The sequence below is a fragment of the Achromobacter colocynthidis genome (assembly GCF_057334535.1).
In genome coordinates this window covers 75,235-96,795 of record NZ_JBHFIZ010000039.1, presented here as the reverse complement: position 1 = coordinate 96,795, position 21,561 = coordinate 75,235, and the positions used below count along the sequence as shown (strand labels likewise).

19 protein-coding genes are annotated in these 21,561 nt (G+C 66.4%); 6 read left to right on the top strand and 13 right to left on the bottom strand.

Annotation, left to right across the window (positions count from 1 at the left end):
- Positions 1 to 174 precede the first annotated feature (174 nt).
- Positions 175 to 1,089 (bottom strand): DedA family protein/thiosulfate sulfurtransferase GlpE, encoded by a 915-nt coding sequence (locus ACE04A_RS26945; RefSeq protein WP_485820702.1) that lies wholly within the window; start codon positions 1,087 to 1,089, stop codon positions 175 to 177.
- A 330-nt stretch (positions 1,090 to 1,419) separates the two neighbouring features.
- Between ACE04A_RS26945 and ACE04A_RS26940 the strand changes: the two genes are divergently transcribed.
- From ACE04A_RS26940 to ACE04A_RS26920, 5 genes are all read left to right on the top strand, one after another.
- Entirely contained in the window at positions 1,420 to 2,454 is a 1,035-nt protein-coding gene (locus ACE04A_RS26940) for a BMP family protein (RefSeq protein ID WP_259251344.1), read from the top strand.
- On the top strand, positions 2,451 to 3,980 hold the full coding sequence (locus ACE04A_RS26935; protein WP_279993527.1) for an ABC transporter ATP-binding protein: 1,530 nt from the start codon (positions 2,451 to 2,453) through the stop codon (positions 3,978 to 3,980). Before ACE04A_RS26940 ends, ACE04A_RS26935 begins: the two co-directional genes overlap by 4 nt.
- A 49-nt stretch (positions 3,981 to 4,029) precedes the next feature.
- On the top strand, positions 4,030 to 5,103 hold the full coding sequence (locus ACE04A_RS26930; RefSeq protein ID WP_100853649.1) for an ABC transporter permease: 1,074 nt from the start codon (positions 4,030 to 4,032) through the stop codon (positions 5,101 to 5,103).
- Positions 5,104 to 5,113: 10 nt separating this feature from the next.
- Positions 5,114 to 6,064, top strand: a complete 951-nt coding sequence (locus ACE04A_RS26925) for an ABC transporter permease (RefSeq protein WP_485820701.1) — start codon at positions 5,114 to 5,116, stop codon at positions 6,062 to 6,064.
- Between the two features lie 143 nt (positions 6,065 to 6,207).
- Positions 6,208 to 7,488, top strand: a complete 1,281-nt coding sequence (locus ACE04A_RS26920; RefSeq protein ID WP_448715702.1) for an amidohydrolase family protein — start codon at positions 6,208 to 6,210, stop codon at positions 7,486 to 7,488.
- Here ACE04A_RS26920 and ACE04A_RS26915 read toward each other — a convergent pair.
- Genes ACE04A_RS26915 through ACE04A_RS26875 form a run of 9 tightly spaced genes read right to left on the bottom strand, consistent with a single transcriptional unit; the run spans position 7,463 to position 15,722 of the window.
- Positions 7,463 to 7,852, bottom strand: coding sequence for a RidA family protein (locus tag ACE04A_RS26915; RefSeq protein ID WP_448715701.1), 390 nt, complete (start codon positions 7,850 to 7,852; stop codon positions 7,463 to 7,465). The genes ACE04A_RS26920 and ACE04A_RS26915 overlap by 26 nt on opposite strands.
- On the bottom strand, positions 7,849 to 9,012 hold the full coding sequence (locus ACE04A_RS26910) for an NAD(P)/FAD-dependent oxidoreductase (RefSeq protein ID WP_485820700.1): 1,164 nt from the start codon (positions 9,010 to 9,012) through the stop codon (positions 7,849 to 7,851). Before ACE04A_RS26910 ends, ACE04A_RS26915 begins: the two co-directional genes overlap by 4 nt.
- A gap of 4 nt (positions 9,013 to 9,016) precedes the next feature.
- Positions 9,017 to 10,459, bottom strand: a complete 1,443-nt coding sequence (locus tag ACE04A_RS26905; protein WP_259251334.1) for an FAD/NAD(P)-dependent oxidoreductase — start codon at positions 10,457 to 10,459, stop codon at positions 9,017 to 9,019.
- On the bottom strand, positions 10,456 to 10,764 hold the full coding sequence (locus ACE04A_RS26900; protein WP_100853655.1) for a (2Fe-2S)-binding protein: 309 nt from the start codon (positions 10,762 to 10,764) through the stop codon (positions 10,456 to 10,458). Before ACE04A_RS26900 ends, ACE04A_RS26905 begins: the two co-directional genes overlap by 4 nt.
- The gene (locus ACE04A_RS26895; RefSeq protein WP_448715699.1) at positions 10,748 to 11,905 is read right to left on the bottom strand and encodes an NAD(P)/FAD-dependent oxidoreductase; all 1,158 of its coding nucleotides are present in this window, start codon (positions 11,903 to 11,905) and stop codon (positions 10,748 to 10,750) included. Before ACE04A_RS26895 ends, ACE04A_RS26900 begins: the two co-directional genes overlap by 17 nt.
- Positions 11,905 to 12,705, bottom strand: a complete 801-nt coding sequence (locus tag ACE04A_RS26890; RefSeq protein ID WP_100853657.1) for an ABC transporter permease — start codon at positions 12,703 to 12,705, stop codon at positions 11,905 to 11,907. Before ACE04A_RS26890 ends, ACE04A_RS26895 begins: the two co-directional genes overlap by 1 nt.
- A 1-nt stretch (position 12,706) precedes the next feature.
- Positions 12,707 to 13,573 (bottom strand): ABC transporter permease, encoded by an 867-nt coding sequence (locus ACE04A_RS26885; protein WP_448715698.1) that lies wholly within the window; start codon positions 13,571 to 13,573, stop codon positions 12,707 to 12,709.
- Positions 13,570 to 14,631 (bottom strand): ABC transporter ATP-binding protein, encoded by a 1,062-nt coding sequence (locus tag ACE04A_RS26880; protein ID WP_279993521.1) that lies wholly within the window; start codon positions 14,629 to 14,631, stop codon positions 13,570 to 13,572. Before ACE04A_RS26880 ends, ACE04A_RS26885 begins: the two co-directional genes overlap by 4 nt.
- A 59-nt stretch (positions 14,632 to 14,690) precedes the next feature.
- Positions 14,691 to 15,722 carry an ABC transporter substrate-binding protein gene (locus ACE04A_RS26875; RefSeq protein ID WP_259251329.1) on the bottom strand — a complete coding sequence of 344 codons (1,032 nt, stop codon included), beginning with the start codon at positions 15,720 to 15,722 and terminating at the stop codon, positions 14,691 to 14,693.
- 132 nt (positions 15,723 to 15,854) lie between these two features.
- Here ACE04A_RS26875 and ACE04A_RS26870 point away from each other — a divergent pair, with 132 nt between their 5' ends.
- Positions 15,855 to 16,658, top strand: a complete 804-nt coding sequence (locus tag ACE04A_RS26870; protein ID WP_259251328.1) for a GntR family transcriptional regulator — start codon at positions 15,855 to 15,857, stop codon at positions 16,656 to 16,658.
- Here ACE04A_RS26870 and ACE04A_RS26865 read toward each other — a convergent pair.
- From ACE04A_RS26865 to ACE04A_RS26855, 3 genes are read right to left on the bottom strand one after another with little or no spacing between them, the layout of a single operon-like run.
- Complete coding sequence (locus tag ACE04A_RS26865; RefSeq protein ID WP_448715697.1) at positions 16,645 to 18,423, bottom strand: hydantoinase B/oxoprolinase family protein; 1,779 nt, start codon at positions 18,421 to 18,423, stop codon at positions 16,645 to 16,647. The two genes, ACE04A_RS26870 and ACE04A_RS26865, sit on opposite strands and share 14 nt — an antisense overlap.
- A complete protein-coding gene (locus ACE04A_RS26860) occupies positions 18,416 to 20,479 on the bottom strand; it encodes a hydantoinase/oxoprolinase family protein (protein WP_485820699.1) in 2,064 nt (687 codons plus the stop codon). The genes ACE04A_RS26865 and ACE04A_RS26860 overlap by 8 nt, the downstream gene beginning before the upstream one ends.
- 37 nt (positions 20,480 to 20,516) lie before the next feature.
- Positions 20,517 to 21,497, bottom strand: a complete 981-nt coding sequence (locus ACE04A_RS26855; RefSeq protein ID WP_259251324.1) for a Bug family tripartite tricarboxylate transporter substrate binding protein — start codon at positions 21,495 to 21,497, stop codon at positions 20,517 to 20,519.
- Between the last annotated feature and the right edge of the window lie 64 nt (positions 21,498 to 21,561).

Sequence of the window (21,561 nt, the reverse complement as noted above, 5' to 3'; positions counted from 1 at the left end):
AACGGGAAGTCGTCCATGCGTGATGGCGCGGTGCTCCCCAGAACTCAACCGAAGCCAAGATCTTGCGCAAGGGGCGCAGGGGGCGTCTATAGGATCTGTACGATTCCGCGTGTCAGGGGGCCAGGCGTCCGCCAGACGCGCGCGTCGATAGCAGTGCCTTCCGAGCGCGGCGGCTCACGCCTCGTGATTGCGTTCCATCCACGCTTCAAAGCCGCCCCGCAACGCCCAGGTCTTTGGATACCCCGCCGCGCGCCGGCGCGAGGCCAGCAGCGCGGCCGAGACCTCGTTGGGGCAGGCGCAATAGACCACGATGTCGGACTCCAGCGCTTGCGGGTCCAGCGCGGGCAGGGGCGCCTTCAGGTCCACGGCGATGGCGCCGGGTATGCGCGCGGCGTCGCGCTGCGCCTCGGGCCGCACGTCGAAGACCAGCGTGTCGCGGCCGTCCTGGCGCCATTGCATGAGCTCGTCGACGGACACGCGGGGAATGACGCGCAGGCTGCGCAACAGAAGCCGACGACGCAGGAAGCGCGCCAGGATGTAAATCGCCAGCACCGCCGCCAGCACGCCCAGCCCCGTCGGGCCGTAGGTGCCCAGCACGTCGAGCACATCGTTGATCACGCTTTGGAACAGCCCGCCCAGCAACAAGGCAGAGCCCGCCCAGATCATGGACCCTGCCAGGTCATAAAGCAGGAAGCGACGATAGGCCGTGCCGGTCAGGCCCGCCATGACGGTGGACAGCGCGCCCGCGCCGGGCAGGAACTTGCAGACCAGCAAGGCCCGCACGCCAATGCGCAAATACAGCCGCTGCGTCTGGCGGATGCAGGAGTCCTGCGACAAGGACATCTTGCACACCACGCCCAGCAACCGTGCGCCATAGCGCCGCCCCGCCACGTACCAAAGCGTGTCGGCCAACAGACAGGCCACGGTGGCCGCCAGCCAGGGCGTCAGCCAACCCGCCGCGCCGCCCAACGCGCCCGCCGCAATCAGCATGGGATAGGCAGGCACGGGCAGGCCCGCTTGTTCGACCAGGACGTTGGCGAACACCAGCCACCCGCCGTACTGCTCGAGCAGCAATTGAATGTCTTGCATGGATCTTCCAGCATGCCGCGCTACGCGCGACCGAAGCGGCGATTTTAATGGCGTGGCCGCCCGCGCAGCGGTTTGTCGGAGTGGCCAATAGGGGTACACCGCGTTTTGCCCCCGCGTGTCCATCCCATGAAACGACGGGCACCAAATTGGTGCCACGTATCCCAGCCGGGGTGCCTATAATCCTGCCCGTCCATCAGGTTTCCCCGACTTGTCGCGAGGAATGCCGCATGGCATACAACTTGCTTCGCCAGGATGGGCCGCGATGCCGATCCTGCCGCCGCATCGCTGCCATCCCATCACGTTTCCATCCCCCGCGAAGGAGTCACCCGCATGAAATCCCTGTCCACCCTGTCCACAGGCGGCATCGCTCGCCGTGGGCTGCTCAAGCTGGCCGCGGCCGCCGCGACCGGCGCGCTGCTGTTCTCGGGCGCAGTGCAAGCCCAGGCGCCCGCCAAGACCAAGGTTGCCGCCATCTATACGGTGCCGGTCGAACAGCAATGGGTGTCGCGCATCCACAAGGCGCTGACGGCAGCGCGCGACCGTGGCGAGATTGACTACACGTTCTCGGAAAACGTCACCAACGCCGACTACGAGCGCGTCATGCGCCAGTACGCCGAGCAGGGCAACAAGCTGGTGGTGGGCGAAGCCTTCGCGGTGGAATCCGCCGCCCGCAAGGTAGCCAAGGACTATCCGCAAACCGCCTTCCTGATGGGCTCGTCGGGCAAGCCGCAGCAGCCCAACTTCTCGGTGTTCGACAACTACATCCAGGAACCCGCCTACCTGACCGGCATGATCGCCGGCGGCATGAGCCAGAGCGGCAAGATCGGCCTGGTTGGCGGCTACCCCATTCCGGAAGTGAACCGCCTGATGCACGCCTTCATCGAAGGCGCCAAGGAAGTGAACCCGAAGGCCGAATTCACCGTGACCTTCATCGGTTCGTGGTTTGATCCCCCGAAGGCCAAGGAAGCCGCCTTCGCCATGATCGACAAGGGCGCGGACGTGCTGTACGCCGAGCGCTTCGGCGTGTCGGATGCCGCCAAGGAACGCGGCAAGCTGGCCATCGGCAACGTGATCGACACGCAGCCGCAGTACCCCGAAACCGTGGTGGCCTCGGCCCTGTGGAGCATGGAGCCCACCATCGACGAAGCACTCAAGCAGGTCAAGGCCGGCACGTTCAAGGCCGACGACTACGGCCAGTACTCGCTGATGAAGTACAAGGGCTCGTCGCTGGCGCCGCTGGGCACCTTCGAAAAGAAGATTCCCGCCGAGCTCGTCGCCAAGGTCGAAGCCAAGCAGAAGGCCATTCTGGACGGCAGCTTCACCGTCAAGGTCAACGACAAAGAACCCAAGTCCTCGGCACGATGAACCAAGCGCCTCTCGCCCTGCAACTGACGGGGATCACCAAACGCTTCGGCAGCCTGACGGCCAACGACGATATCTCGCTGACGCTGCGGCAGGGCGAGGTCTTGGCACTGCTGGGCGAGAACGGCGCCGGCAAATCGACGCTGGTGTCGATTCTGTTCGGCCACTATCTGGCCGACGCCGGCAGCATCGACGTGTTCGGCAAGCCTTTGCCGCCCGGCCGGCCCGACGCCGCGCTGGCGGCGGGCGTGGGCATGGTGCACCAGCACTTCACACTGGCCGACAACCTGACCGTGCTGGACAACATCATGGTCGGCACGGAATCGCTGTGGAAGCTGGCGTCCGGGCGGAGCAAGGCGCGCCGCCGCCTGGTTGAACTGGGTCAACGCTTTGGCCTGGGCGTGGACCCGGACGCGCGCGTGGGCGGCTTGTCCGTCGGCGAAAAGCAGCGCGTTGAAATTCTGAAGGCGCTGTATCGCGGCGCGCGCGTGCTGATCCTGGACGAACCCACCGCGGTGCTGACGCCGCAGGAAGTGCAGGACCTGTTCGCCACGCTGCGCGGCTTTGTCGACGACGGCCTGGCCGTCATCTTCATTTCGCACAAGCTGGACGAAGTGATGGCCGTGTCGCGCCGCGTGGCGGTGCTGCGCCAGGGCAAGCTGGTGGCCGAACGCGACACCGCCGCCACCAGCCCCGCCGAACTGGCTGAATTGATGGTCGGGCGCAAGGTCGTCATGCCGCGCGCCGAAGCGGTGGCCGCCGCCGAACAGGCGGCGCCCGTGGTGACGCTGTCTCAAGTCACCGTGCGCGACAGCCGCGCCGGCGCGCCGCGCCTGGACAGCCTGGACCTGACCGTCCACAAACATGAAATCGTGGCGATCGCGGGCGTGGCCGGCAACGGCCAGCAGGCGCTGGTGTCGGTCTTGACCGGCTTGGCGCAACCGTCCGACGGCACAATCCGGCTGGGCGCCGAGCACGCGCCCGCGCCCACGTCGCCCGCCGGCTGGACCGCCGCCCGCGTCGGCCGCATCCCCGAAGATCGCCACGGCGAAGGCATGATCGGCGACAGCCCGCTTTGGGAAAACGCCATCGTCGAAGACCTGAAGGACAAGCGCTTCGCGCGCTACGGCCTGATCCGCGCGCGCGCGGGCCGGGCCTACGCCGCATCGCTGGCCAAGCAATTCGACGTGCGCGCGGCGTCGCTGGATGTGCGCACGCGCAGCCTGTCGGGCGGCAATATGCAAAAGCTGATCCTGGGACGCACGCTGGCGCGCGAACCGCGCTTCATCGTGGCCGACCAGCCCACCTGGGGCCTGGACATCGGCGCCGTGGCCTATGTGCGCGAGCAGTTGCTGGCCGCCCGTGCACGCGGCGCCGGCGTGCTGCTGGTGTCGGAAGACCTGGAAGAAATCTTCGCCCTGGCCGACCGCATCGCCGTGCTGTGCGGCGGCAAGCTCGTCGCCATCAAGCCGGTAGCCGACTGGACGCCCGCGACCGTCGGCCTGGCCATGACAGGAACCCGCGCGTGACGGTTCACGCCGCCCCGCGCCGCTTCCTTTTCTATTGAGCACTCTTCGCATGAAACTGATCCTGGAACGTCGCCCCGAGCCCAGCCGCATGGCGCTGGCCTTGGCCCCGATCGCGGCCATCCTTTTCACCCTGGCGATCTGCACCTTGCTGGTGGCCTGGGCCGGCGCGCCCGTGGGCCGCACCTACGCGCTGCTGTTCGAAGGCGCGTTCGGCTCGCGCTTCGCGCTGTCTGAAACGCTGACCCGCGCCACCCCGTTGATGTTGACGGGCCTGGCCTGTGCCGTGGCGTTTCGCGCGCGCTTCTACAACATCGGCGCCGAAGGCCAGCTATATCTGGGCGCGCTGGCGGCGGTGGCCATCGGCGGGCTGCACGACGGCACGGGGTTCGACCTGCCCGTGCCCGTGCTGTTCGGCGGCATGATGCTGGCGGCCGCGCTGGCCGGCGCCTTGCTGCTGCTGATTCCCGCGCTGCTCAAGACCCGCCTGGGCGTGGACGAAGTGGTGACCACCTTGCTGGGCAACTTCATCGTGCTGCTGTTCGTGTCCATGATGCTGGACGGCCCCATGAAGGACCCGATGGCGATGGGCTGGCCGCAGTCCGTGGCGCTTAACGGCGACCTGGAATTGGGCAAGCTGATCGAGCGCACGCGCGCCCATACCGGGCTGCTGTGGGCGGCGGGGCTGGCGCTGGGCTTGTGGCTGCTGAACCGCTACACGGTGTTTGGTTTCCAGATGCGCGCCGTGGGCGCCAACGCGCACGCCTCGCGTTTCCTGGGCCTGCCGGTCAACCGCGTGATGCTGGGCACCGCGATGTTGTCCGGCGCGCTGGCCGGCCTGGCGGGCGCTATTGAAGTGGCGGGCCGCACCGGCTACGTCACGCTGGATATGTCGCCGGGCTACGGCTACACCGGCGTGGTCGTCGCCATGCTGGCCGGCCTGCATCCGCTGGGGGTGATCCTGGCCAGCATCTTCGTGGCCGGCATGCTGGTGGGCGCCGACAGCATGAGCCGCGCCATTGCCGTGCCGAACTACATCGCCGACGTCATCGTCGCCACTTCGTTGCTTGCCATGCTGGTCGCGACGCTATTCGCGCAGTACCGCCTGCGCCGCAACCAGGCTTGAGGAACACGCCATGGAATGGATGGATCTATTGAGCACCTCGGCCTTCTGGGTCGCTGTGCTGCGCCTGGCGACGCCGCTGATTCTGGGTACGCTGGGCGTGCTGCTGTGCGAACGCGCCGGCGTGCTGAACCTGGGCATCGAAGGCATCATGGCCGCCGGCGCCTTCACCGGCTGGCTGGTTGTGTACCTGGGCGCGCCGCTGTATGTGGGCGTGCTGGCGGCGGCGTTCGCCGGGGCCGTGTTCGGCCTGTTGCACGCCGTGCTGACGGTGCCATTGGGGCTGTCGCAACACGTGTCGGGGCTGGGGGTGACCTTGCTGGCAACCAGCCTGTCGTACTTTGCGTACCGCGTGACGTTTCCCAGCGTGAACACGCCGCCCACCATCACGCCGTTTGCTGAAATGAAATACCTGGACGGCATTCCGTTGATCGGGCCCGTGCTGGCCGGGCAGACGCCCATGACGCTGATCGCGCTGGCCGCCGTGCCGATTCTGGCCTGGGTGCTGAACCGCACGCCGGTCGGGTTGGCGATCCGCATGGTGGGCGAAAACCCCGCCGCCGCCGAAGGGCAGGGCCTGTCGGTCACGCGCCTGCGCATGGGCGCCATCGTGGCCGGGTCGGCGTTGATGGGGGTTGCCGGCAGCTTCCTGACGCTGGCCGCGTTCAACGCCTTCTTTTTCAACATGGTCAACGGCCGTGGCTGGGTGTGTGTGGCGCTGGTCGTGTTAGCGTCCTGGCGTCCCGGCAAGGCCTTGCTGGGCGCGCTGATCTTTGCCTTCTTCGATGCACTGCAACTGCGCTTGCAACAAGGCGGCGCGGCCTTGCCCGGCCTGCCTGAGCTACCGTATCAGGTGTATTTGATGCTGCCCTACATCCTGTCCATCCTGGCCCTGGTGGTGATGGCGCGCCGCGCCGCCTACCCTCAAGCTCTGATGAAGCCCTACCGCAAGGGCGAACGCTAAGGTGGGCCCACCCCCGAAGCGCTACGCGCTTCCCCCTCAAGGGGGCGTCGCGACGGACCGGCGGAGCCGGCTCCGTGGGACCTGGCAGGGCCGGAGACCATTGCAGCGTTATAACTATTGAGAATTTTCGCTAGGACCCAACCATGCTCGACCTGATCATCAAGAATTGCACGCTGCCCGATGGCCGCACGAACATCGACATTGGTGTGGCGCAAGGTCGCATCACTGCCGTGGAACCGGCGTTGAAGGCTGACGCTGGCCAGAGCATCGATGCGGCCGGTCAACTGGTGTCGTCGCCTTTTGTCGACGCGCACTTTCATATGGACTCCACGCTGTCGTTCGGGCTGCCGCGCGTGAACCAGTCGGGCACGCTGCTGGAAGGCATCGCGCTGTGGGGCGAACTGAAGCCACTATTAACGCAGGAAGCGCTGGTGGAACGCGCGCTGGCGTATTGCGACTGGGCGGTGGCGCGCGGCCTGTTGGCCATTCGCTCGCACGTGGACGTCTGTGACCCGCGCCTCTTGGCCACCGAAGCGCTGCTGCACGTGCGCGAGAAGGTCAAACCGTACCTGGACCTGCAACTGGTCGCCTTCCCGCAAGACGGCGTGCTGCGCGCACCCGGCGCGCTGGACAACCTGAAGCGCGCGCTCGACATGGGCGTGGACGTGGTGGGCGGCATTCCGCACTTTGAACGCACCATGCAGGACGGCGCCGAATCCGTGCGCATCCTGTGCGAACTGGCCGCCGAGCGCGGCCTGCGCGTGGACATGCACTGCGACGAAAGCGATGACCCGCTGTCGCGCCACATCGAAACGCTGGCCTATCACACGCAGCGCCTGGGCCTGCATGGGCGCGTGACCGGTTCGCACCTGACGTCCATGCATTCAATGGACAACTACTACGTGTCCAAGCTGATCCCGCTGATCCGCGAAGCGGGCGTGGCCGCCATTGCCAACCCGCTGATCAACATCACGCTGCAAGGCCGCCACGACACCTATCCCAAGCGCCGCGGCATGACGCGCGTGCCCGAACTGCTGGCGGCCGGCGTGCCGGTGGCCTTCGGCCATGACTGCGTAATGGACCCCTGGTACAGCCTGGGTTCGGGCGACATGCTGGAAGTGGCGCACATGGGTCTGCATGTGGCCCAGATGACGGGCCAGGACGCCATGCGCGCCTGTTTCGAGGCCGTGACGACCACGCCCGCCAAGATCCTGGGGCTGGACGACACGGGCATCGCGGTCGGCAAGCGTGCCGACCTGGTACTGCTGCAAGCGCGCGACCCCGTCGAGGCGCTACGCCTACGCGCGACCCGGCTGATAGTGCTGCGCGCCGGCCAGGTCATCGCGACCACGCCACCGGCCACCGCCACCCTGAACCTGCCGGGCCGCCCCGGTCAGGTCAGCTTTCAGACACCGGCCCGCTGACATAACCCGGTCGCTTGGCGGCCGTGACGATGATCTCCACCAGCAGCTCCGGCGCGGCCAGCTTGGCCTCGCAGGTGGCGCGGGTGGGCATCGCCCCAGGCAGCGCCCACTCGGCCCACACGCTGTTCATGCCCGCAAAGTCGCGGTCGATATCCTTCAACCAGATCTGCACCGACAACAGCCTCGACTTATCGGTGCCGGCCTGCGCCAGATAGCCGTCGATCTTCGCCAGCACGTCGCGCGTCTGCGGCACGATGCCGCCTTCGGCCGTTGACGTAACGCCGGCCACATAGACCGTATCGCCATGGATCACGATGCGGCTCAAGCGCTGGTTGGTGTCTTTGCGCACGATATCGTTGTTCATACGTCCTGCTCCTTTTCTGATGGGGTGGACGCCATCGTGGCGTCCGAAAAACGTTCAATCCGGAATGGCTCGATCGGCATGTCCGTCGTGCCGGTGGTGATCAGGTCGGCCATGATGCGGCCCACGATCGGGCCCAATTCAAAGCCATGCGCCGAAAAGCCGAAGGCATGGAAGGCCGTTTCGTGGCGGCTGCTGCGGCCAATGACCGGAATCTCGTCCGGCATGGCCGCTTCAATTCCCGCCCAGCCTCGGTTCACGATGGCGTCGCGCATGTGCGGAAACAGGTCGCAGACCGTGCGCGCGCCCTCGGCCAGGGAACGAAAGTCCAGCTCGGTCCATTCCGCGTCGCGGTCCACCCAGGCGCGCCGGCCGCCGCCGATCAGCACGGTGCCGTTCGTGCGTTGCTTGAACGATAGCGCGCGTCCCGTGCCCAGCACCACGGGGTCCAGGAAATGGTCCATGCGCAAGGTCACCAGCATCATGGGGCTGATGGCAAGCAGCGGCACGGGCTCGCCCCATTGCGCCGCGATACGGTCGGCCCAGGCGCCCGCGCAGTTCAAGACTTGCGGCGCGGTGTACGTGCCCGCATCGGTCTCCACGCGCCACTGTCCACCATCTTGCGCCACGCGGTCCACGCGCACGCCTTCCAGAAAGCGCGCGCCCAGGCTGGCGGCCTTGCTGCGAAACGCCAGCGTCGTGCGGTAGGGGTCGGCCGCCGCGTCTTCGCGCGCGATCAAGCCGCCCTGAATGCTGGGCGCAATCATCGGGATCATGTCCAGCAGCGCTTCAGCGCTGATCCATTGTTCATGCGTGTAGCCGTGATTGGTCATCGTGCGCAAGCGAGTTTGCAGCGCCTGGACGTCGGCGGCGTTCTCGGCCACGCGCACCTGGCCGTGCTGCTCGAAGCCGCAGTCGTCATCCACCAGCTCGCCGATGCGATACCAAAGTTCACGCGAGGCCAGCGCCAGCGGCACCTCGGCCAGATGCCGCGACAAGGTGCGCACGCCGCCCGCGTTCACGCCCGAGGCATGCCGCCCCACGTAGTTCTTTTCAATCACCAAAGCCGACACGCCCGCGCGCGCCAGATGCAGCGCCGCCGAGCTGCCATGCAGGCCCCCGCCGATGATGATGACTTGCGCCGACCGCGTTGCATCGGTCATGGCATTACTTCTTCAAGCGGACCACGGCCTGGCGGGAATCATCCGTCTGCGGCAGCGACGCGAGTTCTCCCAAGGTCAGCGGCTTGGTCGGGAAGCGCAGCCGGTAATAGCCCACTTCCTGCGTCGGCACGCCGCGTTCCTCGGCAATGATCTCGGCCACGGTCAGCCCGCAGAAGCGCCCTTGGCACGGCCCCATGCCGCAGCGCAGGAAGGCCTTCATCTGGTTCGGACCGGTGCAGCCCAGCTTGACCGTCTCGCGCACTTGCGCGGCGGTGACTTCCTCGCAGCGGCACACGATGGTGTCGCCGGTGGGCCGCCGGAAGGCGTCAGGCGCCTTGTACAGCGCATCGAAGAACTCGCGGCCCCTGACGGCACGAGCCAACGCGTCGCGCGGCGCCACGGCCTCGCTATCGCGTTTGCGGGCATCGATGCGGCCCAGCAGATGCGCGGCCTGCAACGCGGCCAGCCGGCCCCGGTGTTCCGCCGCCAGCGCGCCCGCGATCCCCGCGCCATCGCCCGCCATGCCGATGCCGTCCACCGTCGTCAGCCCCCATTCATCAACCTGCGGCTCCCAACAGTCCAGCGCGTCGTTCCAGCGGTGCTCCGCGCCCACGGCGCGCGACAGGTTCACGTTGGGCACCACGCCTTGATGCAGCATCAGTTGCGCGGCGGGCAAGGTCTTGGTGACGCCGCCCGCCGTGTAGCGCACGCTTTCCAGCTTGCCGTTGCCCAACGCTTCCAAGGCCGTGACACCGCGCGTGATCGGCACGGCCGCCTTGACGGCGCGCAGCAGCTTCAGCCCCTTGCCCAGGTAAGGCGATCGCAAGAACCCCCACACCTTGGGCAGCGCCTGGCCCATGCGTCCGGGCGGCGTGGTTTCAAGCAGCGCGTCGATCTTCACGCCGGCATTCAGGTACTGCCAGGCCACCAGATAAAGCAGGGGGCCGCTGCCCGCCAGCACCGTGCGGTCGGCTGGCACCACGCCCGCCGACTTCAGCAGAATCTGCGCCGCGCCCGCCGTGATGACACCGGGCAGCGTCCAGCCCGGAATCGGGAAGGGCCGCTCTTGCGCGCCCGTGGCCAGCAGCAGTCGGCGCGCGTGCACGATGCGCGCTTCGCCCGCCACCGAATACGCCACCTCGAAGCCTTTGTCGGGTTCCGGCGCGGTGCGTTCGGCCACGGCCCAGACGGTGGCGCCCGGCACGTAGCGCGCGCCCGATTGCTTGAACGGCGCCACCAGCGACGCGCCATGCCAATAGTCTTCGCCCAGGATGCCCCGGTCAGTGACCGGGGTCGTGGTGATGGCACGGTAGATCTGGCCGCCCGGCGCCGGCTGTTCATCCAGCAGCACCGTGTCCACGCCCAAGGTGGCCGCCAGCGTCGCCGCCGCCAGGCCCGCCGGGCCCGCGCCCACCACCAGCAAATCGCATTGCGTTGTTTCGATCATGCCTGCACCTTGCGCGCGCCCAACTGGCGCTCGATCTTCATGCCCTCGCGCACGGCCGTCATGCAGCCCTGCTGGTTCGCCTGGCCATCAATGGTGACCAGGCAGTCGTAGCACACGCCCATCATGCAATAGGGGCCGCGCGGCACTTCGTTCACCGCCGTGTCGCGACAGGCCGACACACCGCCCGCGAACAACGCCGCCGCCACCGTATCACCCGGCCGGCATTGCAGTTCGGCCCCATTGACCGTCACGCGCACGGGCGCGCTTTGCGTCTGGCGCTGCGCCTCGTCAAGCCTCTTGAACATGAAACCTCCGGGTCGAGAAGGGCGCCATGTCGTCGGCAAGCTTGCCGGCCACGATCATGGGCGCCAGATTGAGCGCGTGCGCGGCGGCCAGCGTCACACCGCTATGACAGGTGGCGACGAAGGCGCCGGGGCACGTTTCGGATTGCTGATAAATGGGAAAACCGTCCTTGGACATCACGCGCAACGCCGCCCAACTGCGCACCACGCGCACGTCGCGCAAGGCCGGCAGCGTGCGCACGGCACGATCGGCCAGCGTACCCAGGATGGGCAGGCCCACCAGGTTATCCACATAGCCGGCTTCTTCCTGCGAATCGCCGATCAGCCAGGTGCCTTCATCGGTCTGGCGCAAGGTGGATAGCGGCGTCTCCAGCATGGGGCGCGTGCGTTCCAGCACCACGATCTGGCCACGCTGCGGGCGCACCGGCACGTCCAGGCCAACTTGCGCGCCCAGATCCTTATTGGACAGGCCCGAGGCCAGCACCACCTTGTGTGCACGCACCGTGCCGCCTGGCGTTCCGATCTCGAACACGCCGTCGCGCTGCTTGATGCTTTGTGCCGGCCGGCGCGGCAGGTAATCCACAACCCGCTGTGCAAAACTGGCATGCAACGCGCGCAGCAGCTTGAGCGGGTTGGCAATGCCATCCACCGGTGTCCACGTGGCGCCACGCACGTCGGGGCCGATGCCCGGTACCAGGTCGGCGACTTCGGCGCGGTCGAGTAGTTTCCAGTCGTACTGCGCCATGCCGGGCTGCGCCAGCAGGGTCTTCATGAACTGGCCGCGCGCTTCCACTTCTTCATCACTCAGCAGCGCGTGCAGACCGCCGCGCTGCTCCAGATGCACGTCCACGCCGGTCTCATCCAGCAGTTGCGCGGCCAGCCGAGGCCAGCCGGACGCGGACGTCATCGTCCACACGCCGTAGCGCGGCAGACCCATGCCCTTGCTCTGTACCCACACCAGCCCGAAGTTGCCGCGTGACGCGCGGTAAGCCACGTCGCCTTCGTCCAGCACGGCCACGTGGTCCAGTTCGCGCCGCAAGCCATAAGCGATTGCTGAGCCCACCAAGCCCCCGCCAATCACCACGGCGTCATAAATGCCGCGATGCACGGGCGCGCGGGGCGCCAGTTCTTTCTCGTCCGTCATTAGCGTCCCTTTCCTACAAACAGCTTTTCCAGGCCGACCACGCGGTCCAGGATGAAGATGGCGATGATGGTCACGTAGATCAGCACGGCCGACACGGCGGTGACCAGCGGGTCGATCGTGTCTTCGATGTGCAGAAAGATGCGCACCGGCAACGTCGTCGTGGACGGCGAGGCAATGAAGATCGACATGGTCAATTCGTCAAAGCTCGTGATGAATGCGATCACCCAGCCACTGACCACCCCCGGCAGCAGCAGCGGCAGCACCACGCGCCGAAACGCCGTCCAGTTGGATGCGCCCAACGACTGCGCGGCGCGCTCCAGCGCGGGGTCGATGCCGGTGGCGGACGCCAGCACCAGGCGCAGCGCATACGGCATCACCAATATCACGTGCGCCACCACCAAACCCACATAAGTGCCGGCCAGATCCACCGTGGTGAAGAACTTCAGGAAGGCCAGCCCCAGCACCACATGCGGAATCATCAGCGGCGACATGAAGAAGGCCACCAGCGCCTCGCGGCCACGGAAACGGTTGCGGGCCAGGGCCAGCGCGCTGGGCACGGCCAGGCCGATCGCCAGCGTGGCCGACAGCGTGCCCAGGCCCAGGCTGAACCAGAACGCCTCGACAAAGCGCGGGTTGTCCAGAATGGCGCGGAACCAGCGCAGCGACAACCCGGTGGTGGGCAGCGAGATAAAGCCTTCGGAGGTGAACGCCACCGCGCACACCATGACGATGGGCGCCAGGATGAAGAGGATGAAAAGCGTGTGGAAGATCAGCCCGATGGGGCCGTTTCGAAATTGCATCTCAGCCTCCGGCCTGGTTGAAGACGGCGCCGTACTTGCGTTCGATGATGCGGTTGGCCGACAGCAACACCACCACGGTCGCCAGCAGCAGCACCACCGCCAGGGCCGCGCCCAAAGGCCAGTTCAGCGTGTTCAGGAATTCGTCGTAGGCGGCGGTCGCCACGTTCTTCAGCCGCCGTCCGCCGATGATGGCAGGCGTGGCGAACGAACTGGCCGCCATCGCGAACACCATGATGGCGCCCGACAGAATGCCCGGCATGACTTGGGGCACGATCACGCGCCGGATCACGGTGAACTGCGACGCGCCCAGCGACAGCGCGGCGGCCTCCGTAGCCGGGTTGATCCGTTGCAGGGACGCCCACACCGAAATCACCATGAAGGGCACCAGCACGTGCGTCAGCGCGATGCCCACGCCCAGGTTGCTGTACATCAGGTCCACGGGAGTCGAGGTCAGGCCGATACCCATCAGCACCTTGCTGATCAGGCCGGTGGAGCCGAACAGCAGCGCCCAGCCCAGCGTGCGCACCACCACCGAAATCAAGCGCGGCCCCAGCACCACCATCAGGAACAAGCCTTTCCACGGGTTGGCCATGCGCGACAGCACATACGCTTCGGCCGTGCCCAGAATCAGGCAGGCCACGGTCACGGCGGCGGCCACGACGAACGTGCGCGCGTAGATCTCGTAGTAATAGCCGTCGCTGAAGATTTCGAAGTAGTTCTTCCAGGTGAACGTGGCCTGCATGCCGCCGTAGAACTGGAAGTCAAAAAAGCTGATCAGGAATACCAGCGCCATCGGCACCACCAGGAAGGTGGCGTACACCACCAGCGCCGGCGCGCTCAGTACCCAGGGGTTGGTACGCGTGCTCATGACGCGCTGCCCCGCGGCGCGGACGCCACCTCGCACATGTCTTGCGCGCGCCAGCGCAAGTGCACGGTCTCGCCCTCGGCGGGCACCGGCACGCCGTCGTTCTGGCGGATCACCATCACTTCGCCCACCGACGTATCCACCTGGCATAGCCAGTGGTTGCCCTGGAACACGCGGGTCTTCATGCGGCCGGGCAGGGCACAGGCGGCGGGTTCGGAAAACAGGATTTTCTCGGGCCGCACGATCACCGCGCCTTGCGGCACGGCCGCGCCGGCCATCGGGATATGCGCCTCGCCGATGCGGGCGCGCGTTTCGTTTTCGTACTGCTCGGCCTGGGGCGTGAACACATTGGCCTTGCCCAGGAAGCCGCCCACGAAATGGCTGGCCGGCCCTTCGTAGGCCTGGAAGGGTTCGGCCACCTGTTCCACGCGGCCCTGGTTCATGACTACGATGCGGTCCGACAGCGCCAGCGCCTCGGACTGGTCGTGCGTGACCAGGATGGTGGTGGTGCCGATGGTGCGCTGAATGCTGCGCAGTTCCAACTGCATTTCCTCGCGCAGCTTGGCGTCCAGGTTCGACAGCGGTTCGTCCAGCAGCAACACGCTGGGCCGGATGACCAGCGCGCGGGCCAAGGCCACCCGCTGCTGCTGCCCGCCCGACATCTGTGCGGGATGGCGGTCTGCCAGGTGCGACAGCCCCACCAGCTTCAACGCATCGGCCACGCGCGCTTCGCGTTCGTCCTTCTTGACCCGCTGCATCTCCAGACCAAACGACACGTTCTCGGCCACCGTCATGTGCGGGAACAGCGCGTAGTTCTGGAACACCAGGCCCAGGCCGCGCTTGTTGGCCGGCACGCGGCTGACGTCACGGCCGTCCAGCACGATGCTGCCGCCCGTGGGTTCGACAAAGCCCGCAATCATTTGCAGCGTGGTCGTCTTGCCGCAACCCGAGGGCCCCAGCAGCGAAATGAATTCGCCCCGATTCACGGACAGGCTCAGCTCTTGCACGGCGGTGGTCTCGCCATAGCGCTTGCTAAGGCGGTTCAACACTAGATAGGTCATGAAGGCTCCCGTGGGCGACGCGCCGCGCCGCCCCGTATTGCACTACCGGCGATTGCGCGTCAACGCTCGACTTCGCGCGTCCAGCGCTTGTTCCATTCGTCGCGGTTCTGGTTGACGGTGTCCCAGTCGATCACGATGAGGTCGGCGGCGCGCTTGCCAATCGGCAGCGGCACGCGCGGGTCGTCGGTGACCTTGGCCTTCTTGTTGACCGGGCCGTAGCCATAGGCAGAGGCCAGCTTTTCCTGCACCTCGGGCGACACCAGGTACTGCACGAACGCCTGCGCGGCCGGGTTGGCGTTGGGCTTGGCCACCGGGCACACGGACGACAGCAAGGCGTAGGCGCCTTCCTGCGGGTAGACGAAGCCCACCGGGAAGCCGGTGTCGGCGAAGGACTTGGCGCGGCCGCTGCCCCAGACCGAGATCAGCGCCTGGCCGCTGGAGAACAGCTCGGTCATCTTGCCCGGTGAAGGCTCGTACACCAGCACGTTGGGGCCGATTTCATTCTTGAAGGTGGCAAAGCCGGCGTCGATATTCTTTTCACCGCCGCCACCCTCGCGGGCGTACTCCACCACGGCGTGCAGCCCATAGGTGTTGTTCAGCGGCGGCACCACCAACAGCTTCTTGTACTTGGGGTCCTTCAGGTCTTTCCAGGACGTGGGCGGGGCCCACTTCTTCTCTTCGAAAGCCTTCTTGTTGTACATGATGCCGGTGGCCACGATGCCGATGGCCACTGCCTTGTCGTCCTTGTAGCGCGCGGTGCTGTAGAGGTCGTCGGCGGGCAGGCCCTTGATGGGGGCACAAAAGCCCAGGGCGATGGCTTGATACATGGGGCCGTCATCAATGATGGCCACGTCGATCTGCTGATTGCTTTTCTGCGCTTGCAGGCGCGCCACCGTGTTGGTGGAATTGCCGGCCACATAGTCCAGTTCAATGCCGTGCTGCTTGGCGAAGGGCGGGAAGATGTCCTTGCGCATGATGTCTTCGAACGAGCCGCCATAACCTGCCACCACCAACTTCTGCTGCGCCATGGCGTTGGCGCTGAGCCCTGCGGCTACCGTTGCCGCTGCGAGTACTGCAAGTACCTTGCTCATGAGAACCCCCGATTTGTTGGTACACTTTGTCCGTACATGAATGTCCGGACAAATAATGAATCCGACCGGACATCGTTGTCAATCGGGTTATCGTCCGTACAAACCCCATATAACAATTCAAGGAGCCTCCTCATGACCCGATCCTCCGAGCGCGCAACCGGCCCCGGCGGAGCACGGCAAGCGCGTGGCAAGCCCGAATCGCAAGCGCCGGACGTTGACACCGGCGGCCCCCGCTACAAGAGCATTTTTCAAACCTTGTCGCAGGACATCAGCGCCGGCCGCTATCCCGTAATGACGCTGCTGCCCACCGAGCACGAGCTTTGCGACCAGTTCGACGCCAGCCGCCACACCATCCGTGAAGCCATCCGCATGCTGACCGTGGCGGGCATGGTGTCGCGCCGCCCCGGCGTGGGCACCCGCGTTGAAACGGCTCGCGCCAGCACGCGCTTCACGCAACGCATCTCGCAATTCCCCGACCTGCTCCAGTACGCGCGCAACGCCGCGCTGCTGGTGCAGGACGTGCGCACTATCAAGCTGCCCAAGCGGCTGGCCGAATCGCTGGGCTGCCCCGCTGACAAGTCCTGGCTGCATATCAACTCCATCAAGACGCTCGACGACCAGGGCACCGCCGCGGCCAGCACGCTGATCTACGCGGACCCCGAGCATTCGGACGTGCGCGTGGACGTCAAATCACGCATATCGCTACTGCGCCTGATCGAAGACCATTTCGGCGACCGCATCACCGAGGTCAACCAGGAGTTCTCGGCCACGCCCATCAACGCCACCATTGCCAAGCAGCTCAAGGTGGAACCCAAGACGGCGGGCTTCGTCATCACCCGCCGCTACTACGGCGATGGCGGCTTGCTGCTGCTGGCCACCATCACCACCTTCCCGCACGACAAGATGAAGTACTCCATGACCCTCAACGTGGGGTAGTTGCCCCTGCGCCGTCGGCCGCCCGCACGCCTCGCATACCGTAGGCCGTGCGTGCCGCATCCAAGCTGATCTTGCCGTCGGCCAGGTCTTGGGCGATGCGAGCCCGGGTGCGTTCGGCGGGCGGCCCATAGCCGCCGCCGCCGGGCGTTTCGATACGCACGCTTTCGCCGGCCGCCAGCGCAATGTTGGCGGTCTTGGAAAACAGCTCTTCCTCTTGCGGCGTGCCGAAGTTGCGTACCAGCCGGGCACGCCGCCCGTCGCCGCCACCATCCACGCCCGCCGCCACGCCCACCGTGTGGCTATCCGACCGCGCCGAGAACACGATGCCGGGGCCCACCGCGCGAATCTGCTTGGCAATCGCCATGCCGCCGCGCGTGCGGCCTGGGCCGCCCGAGTCCTGGATCATCGCGTACTCGTCCATCAGCAAGGGGTATTCGTTTTCCAGCGCTTCCACGGGCAGGTTCGAGGTGTTGGTCATGTGCACATGCACGGCGTCCATGCCGTCCGCATCAAAGCGCGCACCCGCGCCGCCGCCCAAGGTTTCCAAGTACACGAAGTGGCCCGCGCGTTCGCGCCAGCGGCCTGAAAACACGATGGCGGGGCAGCAGTCATTGCTGGAGGCCATGGTCTTTTCCGGCGGCAGCAGGCCACGGAACGCACCGAAGATGGCACCCGCGACTTTCTGCGCGGTGATGGACCGCGCGCCCACGGCGGCCGGGTGCTCGGGGTTGGTGATGGTGCCCACCGGGGCCGACAGCGTGATGGGATCGAACAAGCCGGCGTTGGGTGCAAGGTCAGGGTCCAGCAGCGCTTTCACGGCGTAGTACACGCAGGCGCGCAGGGCATTGATCGGCAGGTTCATCGCGCCGCGCGCCTGCTTGCCGGAGCCTTCGAAATCAAAGTGCAGGTTGTCGTGGCTGACGGTCAGCGTCACCTGGATGGGCACGGGATCGCCGCCCATGCCGTCGTCGTCCAGATCGCTACGAAAGGTGTAGCTGCCCGCTTGCAGTTCGGCAATGCGGTTGAGCAGGCGGCGGCGCGTGTAGGCGATGACGTCGTCCACCGAACGCAGCACGGCGTCCAGCCCCATCTGGCGAATCAGGCCTTGCACGGCGGCCGCGCCACGGCGGTTGGTGGCCATCTGCACACGCAGGTCCAGCACGCGCTCTTCGGGGTCGCGGGTGTTGGCGCAGATCAGGCGCAGCATGTCTTCATCGTTCTGGCCGTGACGCGCGATGCGGCAGGCGGGGATGCGAATACCTTCCTCGAAGATCGACTTCAAGCCGCCCGCGATGGACCCTGGCACCGCGCCGCCCACGTCCGAATGGTGCGCGATGTTGGCGGCGAAGAAGCGCAGCACGCCGTCCCAGAATACGGGGGTGACGATGTTGATGTCGGGCAGGTGGCTGCCATCGGCCAGATAGGGGTCGTTGCAGATGAAAACGTCGCCCTCGCGGATGTCATCCACGGAGTAGGTGCGCAAGATCGCGCCCATGGCCCCGTCCAGCGAACCCAGGTGCAGCGGAATCTGCGTGCCCTGCGCAACCAGCCTGCCGGCCGCGTCGAACAAGGCCACCGAGCAATCCTTGCGTTCCTTGATGTTGGTGGAGAACGACGCGCGCACCAGCGTGTTGTTCATGTCCTCGGTAATGGAGAGCAGGCGGTTGCAGAAGACCTCCATGCCGATGGGGTCGGCCAGCGCCACGGCGGTATTGGAATGGTCGGGAGTGGCGTTGTCGGGCATAGCGTTGTCGGGCTTATTCATGCAAGCCTCCTTGCAAACGGATGATCAGGTTGCCGTACTCGTCCACGCTGGCAGCGTGGCCCACGCCCACCACCGTGGTCGAGCTCATTTCCTCAAGCAGGGCGGGGCCGGTGAAGCATGCGCCGGTGGGCACACGGTCGCGGTCGTACACGGGCGTCTCCCCCCCCCCGTGCTCGGCGCCGAAGTAGGCCTTGCGCCGTCCCAGGCTGGCGTCTTCCAGCACGCCACCGATGTAGCGCGGCGCAAGCGGCGCCTTCACCACCTGGCCCACGGCCTGCATGCGGCAATTGATGATCTGCACTTTGCGGTCATCCACCGTGTAGCCATATTCGCGTTCATGCGCCTCGGCAAAACGGCGGGCAAATTCCGCATGGCCGCCCGCGCCCATGTCGACGCCATCCAGGCTGACCTGCACTTCAAAGTTCTGGCCTTCATAGCGCGCATCGATGGCGCTATGGCACACGCGTAGTGCGGGGTCCACGCGCTCCGTTTCAAGCCAGCGCTCGGCCTGCTGGCGCAAGCCGTCGAAGATGGCGGCGATGGCGGGCCAGGTGTCATCGGACGCGAGCGAGATTTCGCTTTGCACGAAGTCGAACGAGATGTCGCTCAACAAGATGCCGCGCGCACACATGGTGCCTGGCTCCTGCGGCACGATGACGACAGGGATGCCGCATTCCTCGGCCACTTCCACCGCATGCAGGGGCCCCGCGCCGCCATAGGCGTAGAGCGCGAAGCAGGACAGGTCATATCCGCGTTCGGTGGATACCGCGCGAATGGCGCGGCTCATGTTGGCTGCCGCGATGCGCAGGATGCCTTCGGCCGCGGCCTCGGGTTCCAGGCCCAGCGGCTGCGCCACGCGCTGCTCGATCACGTCGCGCGCGGCCTGGGCGTGCACGGGCATGCGTCCGTTCAGCAATGCGATGGGGTTCAGCCGCTGTAGCGCGATTTCGGCATCGGTAATGGTGGGCTCCTGCCCGCCACGGCCATAGCCCACCGGCCCGGGCACCGCGCCCGCGCTGTGCGGGCCCACTTTCAAGGCACCCGCATCGTCCAGCCAGGCGATGCTGCCGCCGCCCGCGCCGATCACGTGGATGTCGACCATGGGCGTCTTGACGGGGTAGCCAGCCACCTGCCGATGCGAGGTAAACAGCGGACGCCCGTCGCACACCAGCGACACGTCGGTACTGGTGCCGCCGACGTCGAAGGTGACGAGGTTCAGGCTGCCGATGGCGCGCCCCACCGCCGCCGCGCCCACCACGCCGGCCGCCGGCCCCGACAGGCAGGTACGCACGGGGTATTGGCGCACGGTGCCGATCGACATCAGGCCGCCGTTGGAGTGGATGGTGTGCGGCTCGTGACTGATGTCCAGGTCGCGCACCCGTTGCAGGAAGCGTTCCAGGTAACGCGCCATCTTCGGCCCCACCGCCGCGTTCAGCACCGTGGTGGACAGGCGCTCGTATTCGCGAAATTCTGGCAGCACATCGGACGACATGCTGATGTAGGCGCCGGGCATGACCTCGGCCACGATCTGCGCGGCGCGGCGCTCGTGCGCGGGGTTGCGGTAGGCGTGCAGAAAGCAAATGGTGACGGCTTCGATGCCGGCTTCGGCGAATTGCCGCGCGGCGGCCTGCACCTGGGCTTCATCCAGCGGCGTGAGCACGTCTCCCGACGCGCTCACGCGCTCGCTCACTTCAACACGGAACTCACGCGGCACGGCCACGGGCGGCTTGCCGACGCTGTAGTCGTACAGGTGGGGCCGCGTCTGGCGGCCAATTTCCAGCACGTCGCGAAAGCCGCGCGTGGTGATCAGGCCAACACGCGCGCCCTTGCGCTCGATGATGAGGTTGGTGGCAACGGTGGTGCCGTGGCCCACGTGCGACACCTGCGAGGGCGCCACGTCATGGTCCGCCAACATCTGGCCAATGCCGGTGGCGATGGCCTCGGACGGATCGTGCGGGGTGGAGGGCACTTTGTGGAAGTGCACCACGCCCGCGTCCTCATCGATCATCGTGAAGTCGGTGAACGTGCCGCCGACGTCTATCCCTATGCGATACATATCGTGTGTTCCAAAGAAAAGGTCGAGCCGGGGAAGATCAGTCCAGGCGGATGCCGGCTTGCTTGACCACCCCGCACCATTTGCTGATCTCGCTTTTGATCATCGTGGCGAACGCGGGGCCCGCCACGTCCGACACCTGCGCGCCCTGTTGTTCCAGGTACGTCTTCATGGCGGGCGCGTGCAGGGTCTGCACCAGGCCGTCCGTGAGCTGCTGGCGCAGCGGCTCGGGCATGTTGGCGGGCGCCAGCATGCCGAACCACACCATGGCCTCGTAGCCGGGGTAACCGGATTCCGCGACGGTGGGCACATCGGGCAACAGGGAAGAACGTTCGGGCGAGGTCACGGCCAGCGCCTTGATCTTGCCGTCCTTGATGTAGGGGTACGACGTCATCACCACGTCCATCATCATGTTGACCTGGCCGCCCACCAGATCAATGAGCGCGGGGCCGGAGCCGCGATACGGCACGTGCACCATGGAGACGCCGGCGGTGGACTTGAACAGTTCGGCCGCCAGATGGTTGGAGGTGCCCTGGCCGTTGGAGGCGAAGGAGTACTTCTCGGGTTCCTTTTTCAGCAGCGCCACGAACTCTTTCAAGCTGTTGGCGGGCACCGATTGGTTCACCGACATCACGTTGGGAATGGTGGCCACCACGGTCAGGGGCGTGAAGTCCTTGACGGCGTCGTAGGGCAGCTTGGAGTAGATGCACGGGGCGCTGCCGTGTGTGCTGACCGAGCCCATCAGAATGGTGTAGCCGTCGGCCGGTTGGCGGGCCACGTATTCGGTGCCGACGGTGCCGCCGGCGCCGGGCCGGTTTTCAACGATAACGTTGGCGGACAGGCGCTGGCCCAATCCGTCGGCGATCTTGCGTGCAATGAGGTCGGTGGACCCACCCGCGGCAAACGGCACGACGATGCGGATCACCTTGTCCGGCCACGCGGCGGTAGCGGTGCCGGCAGCGGCAAACAACGCGACCCCGGCGGCAATGCGGAAGCAACTGCGTATCAGCCCTTGGTTCATGGCTTGGTTTCCCCTTGTTGATAGAACTTCGTGGTGGCCGGATCATGCGTGTCCGGTCCTGGTT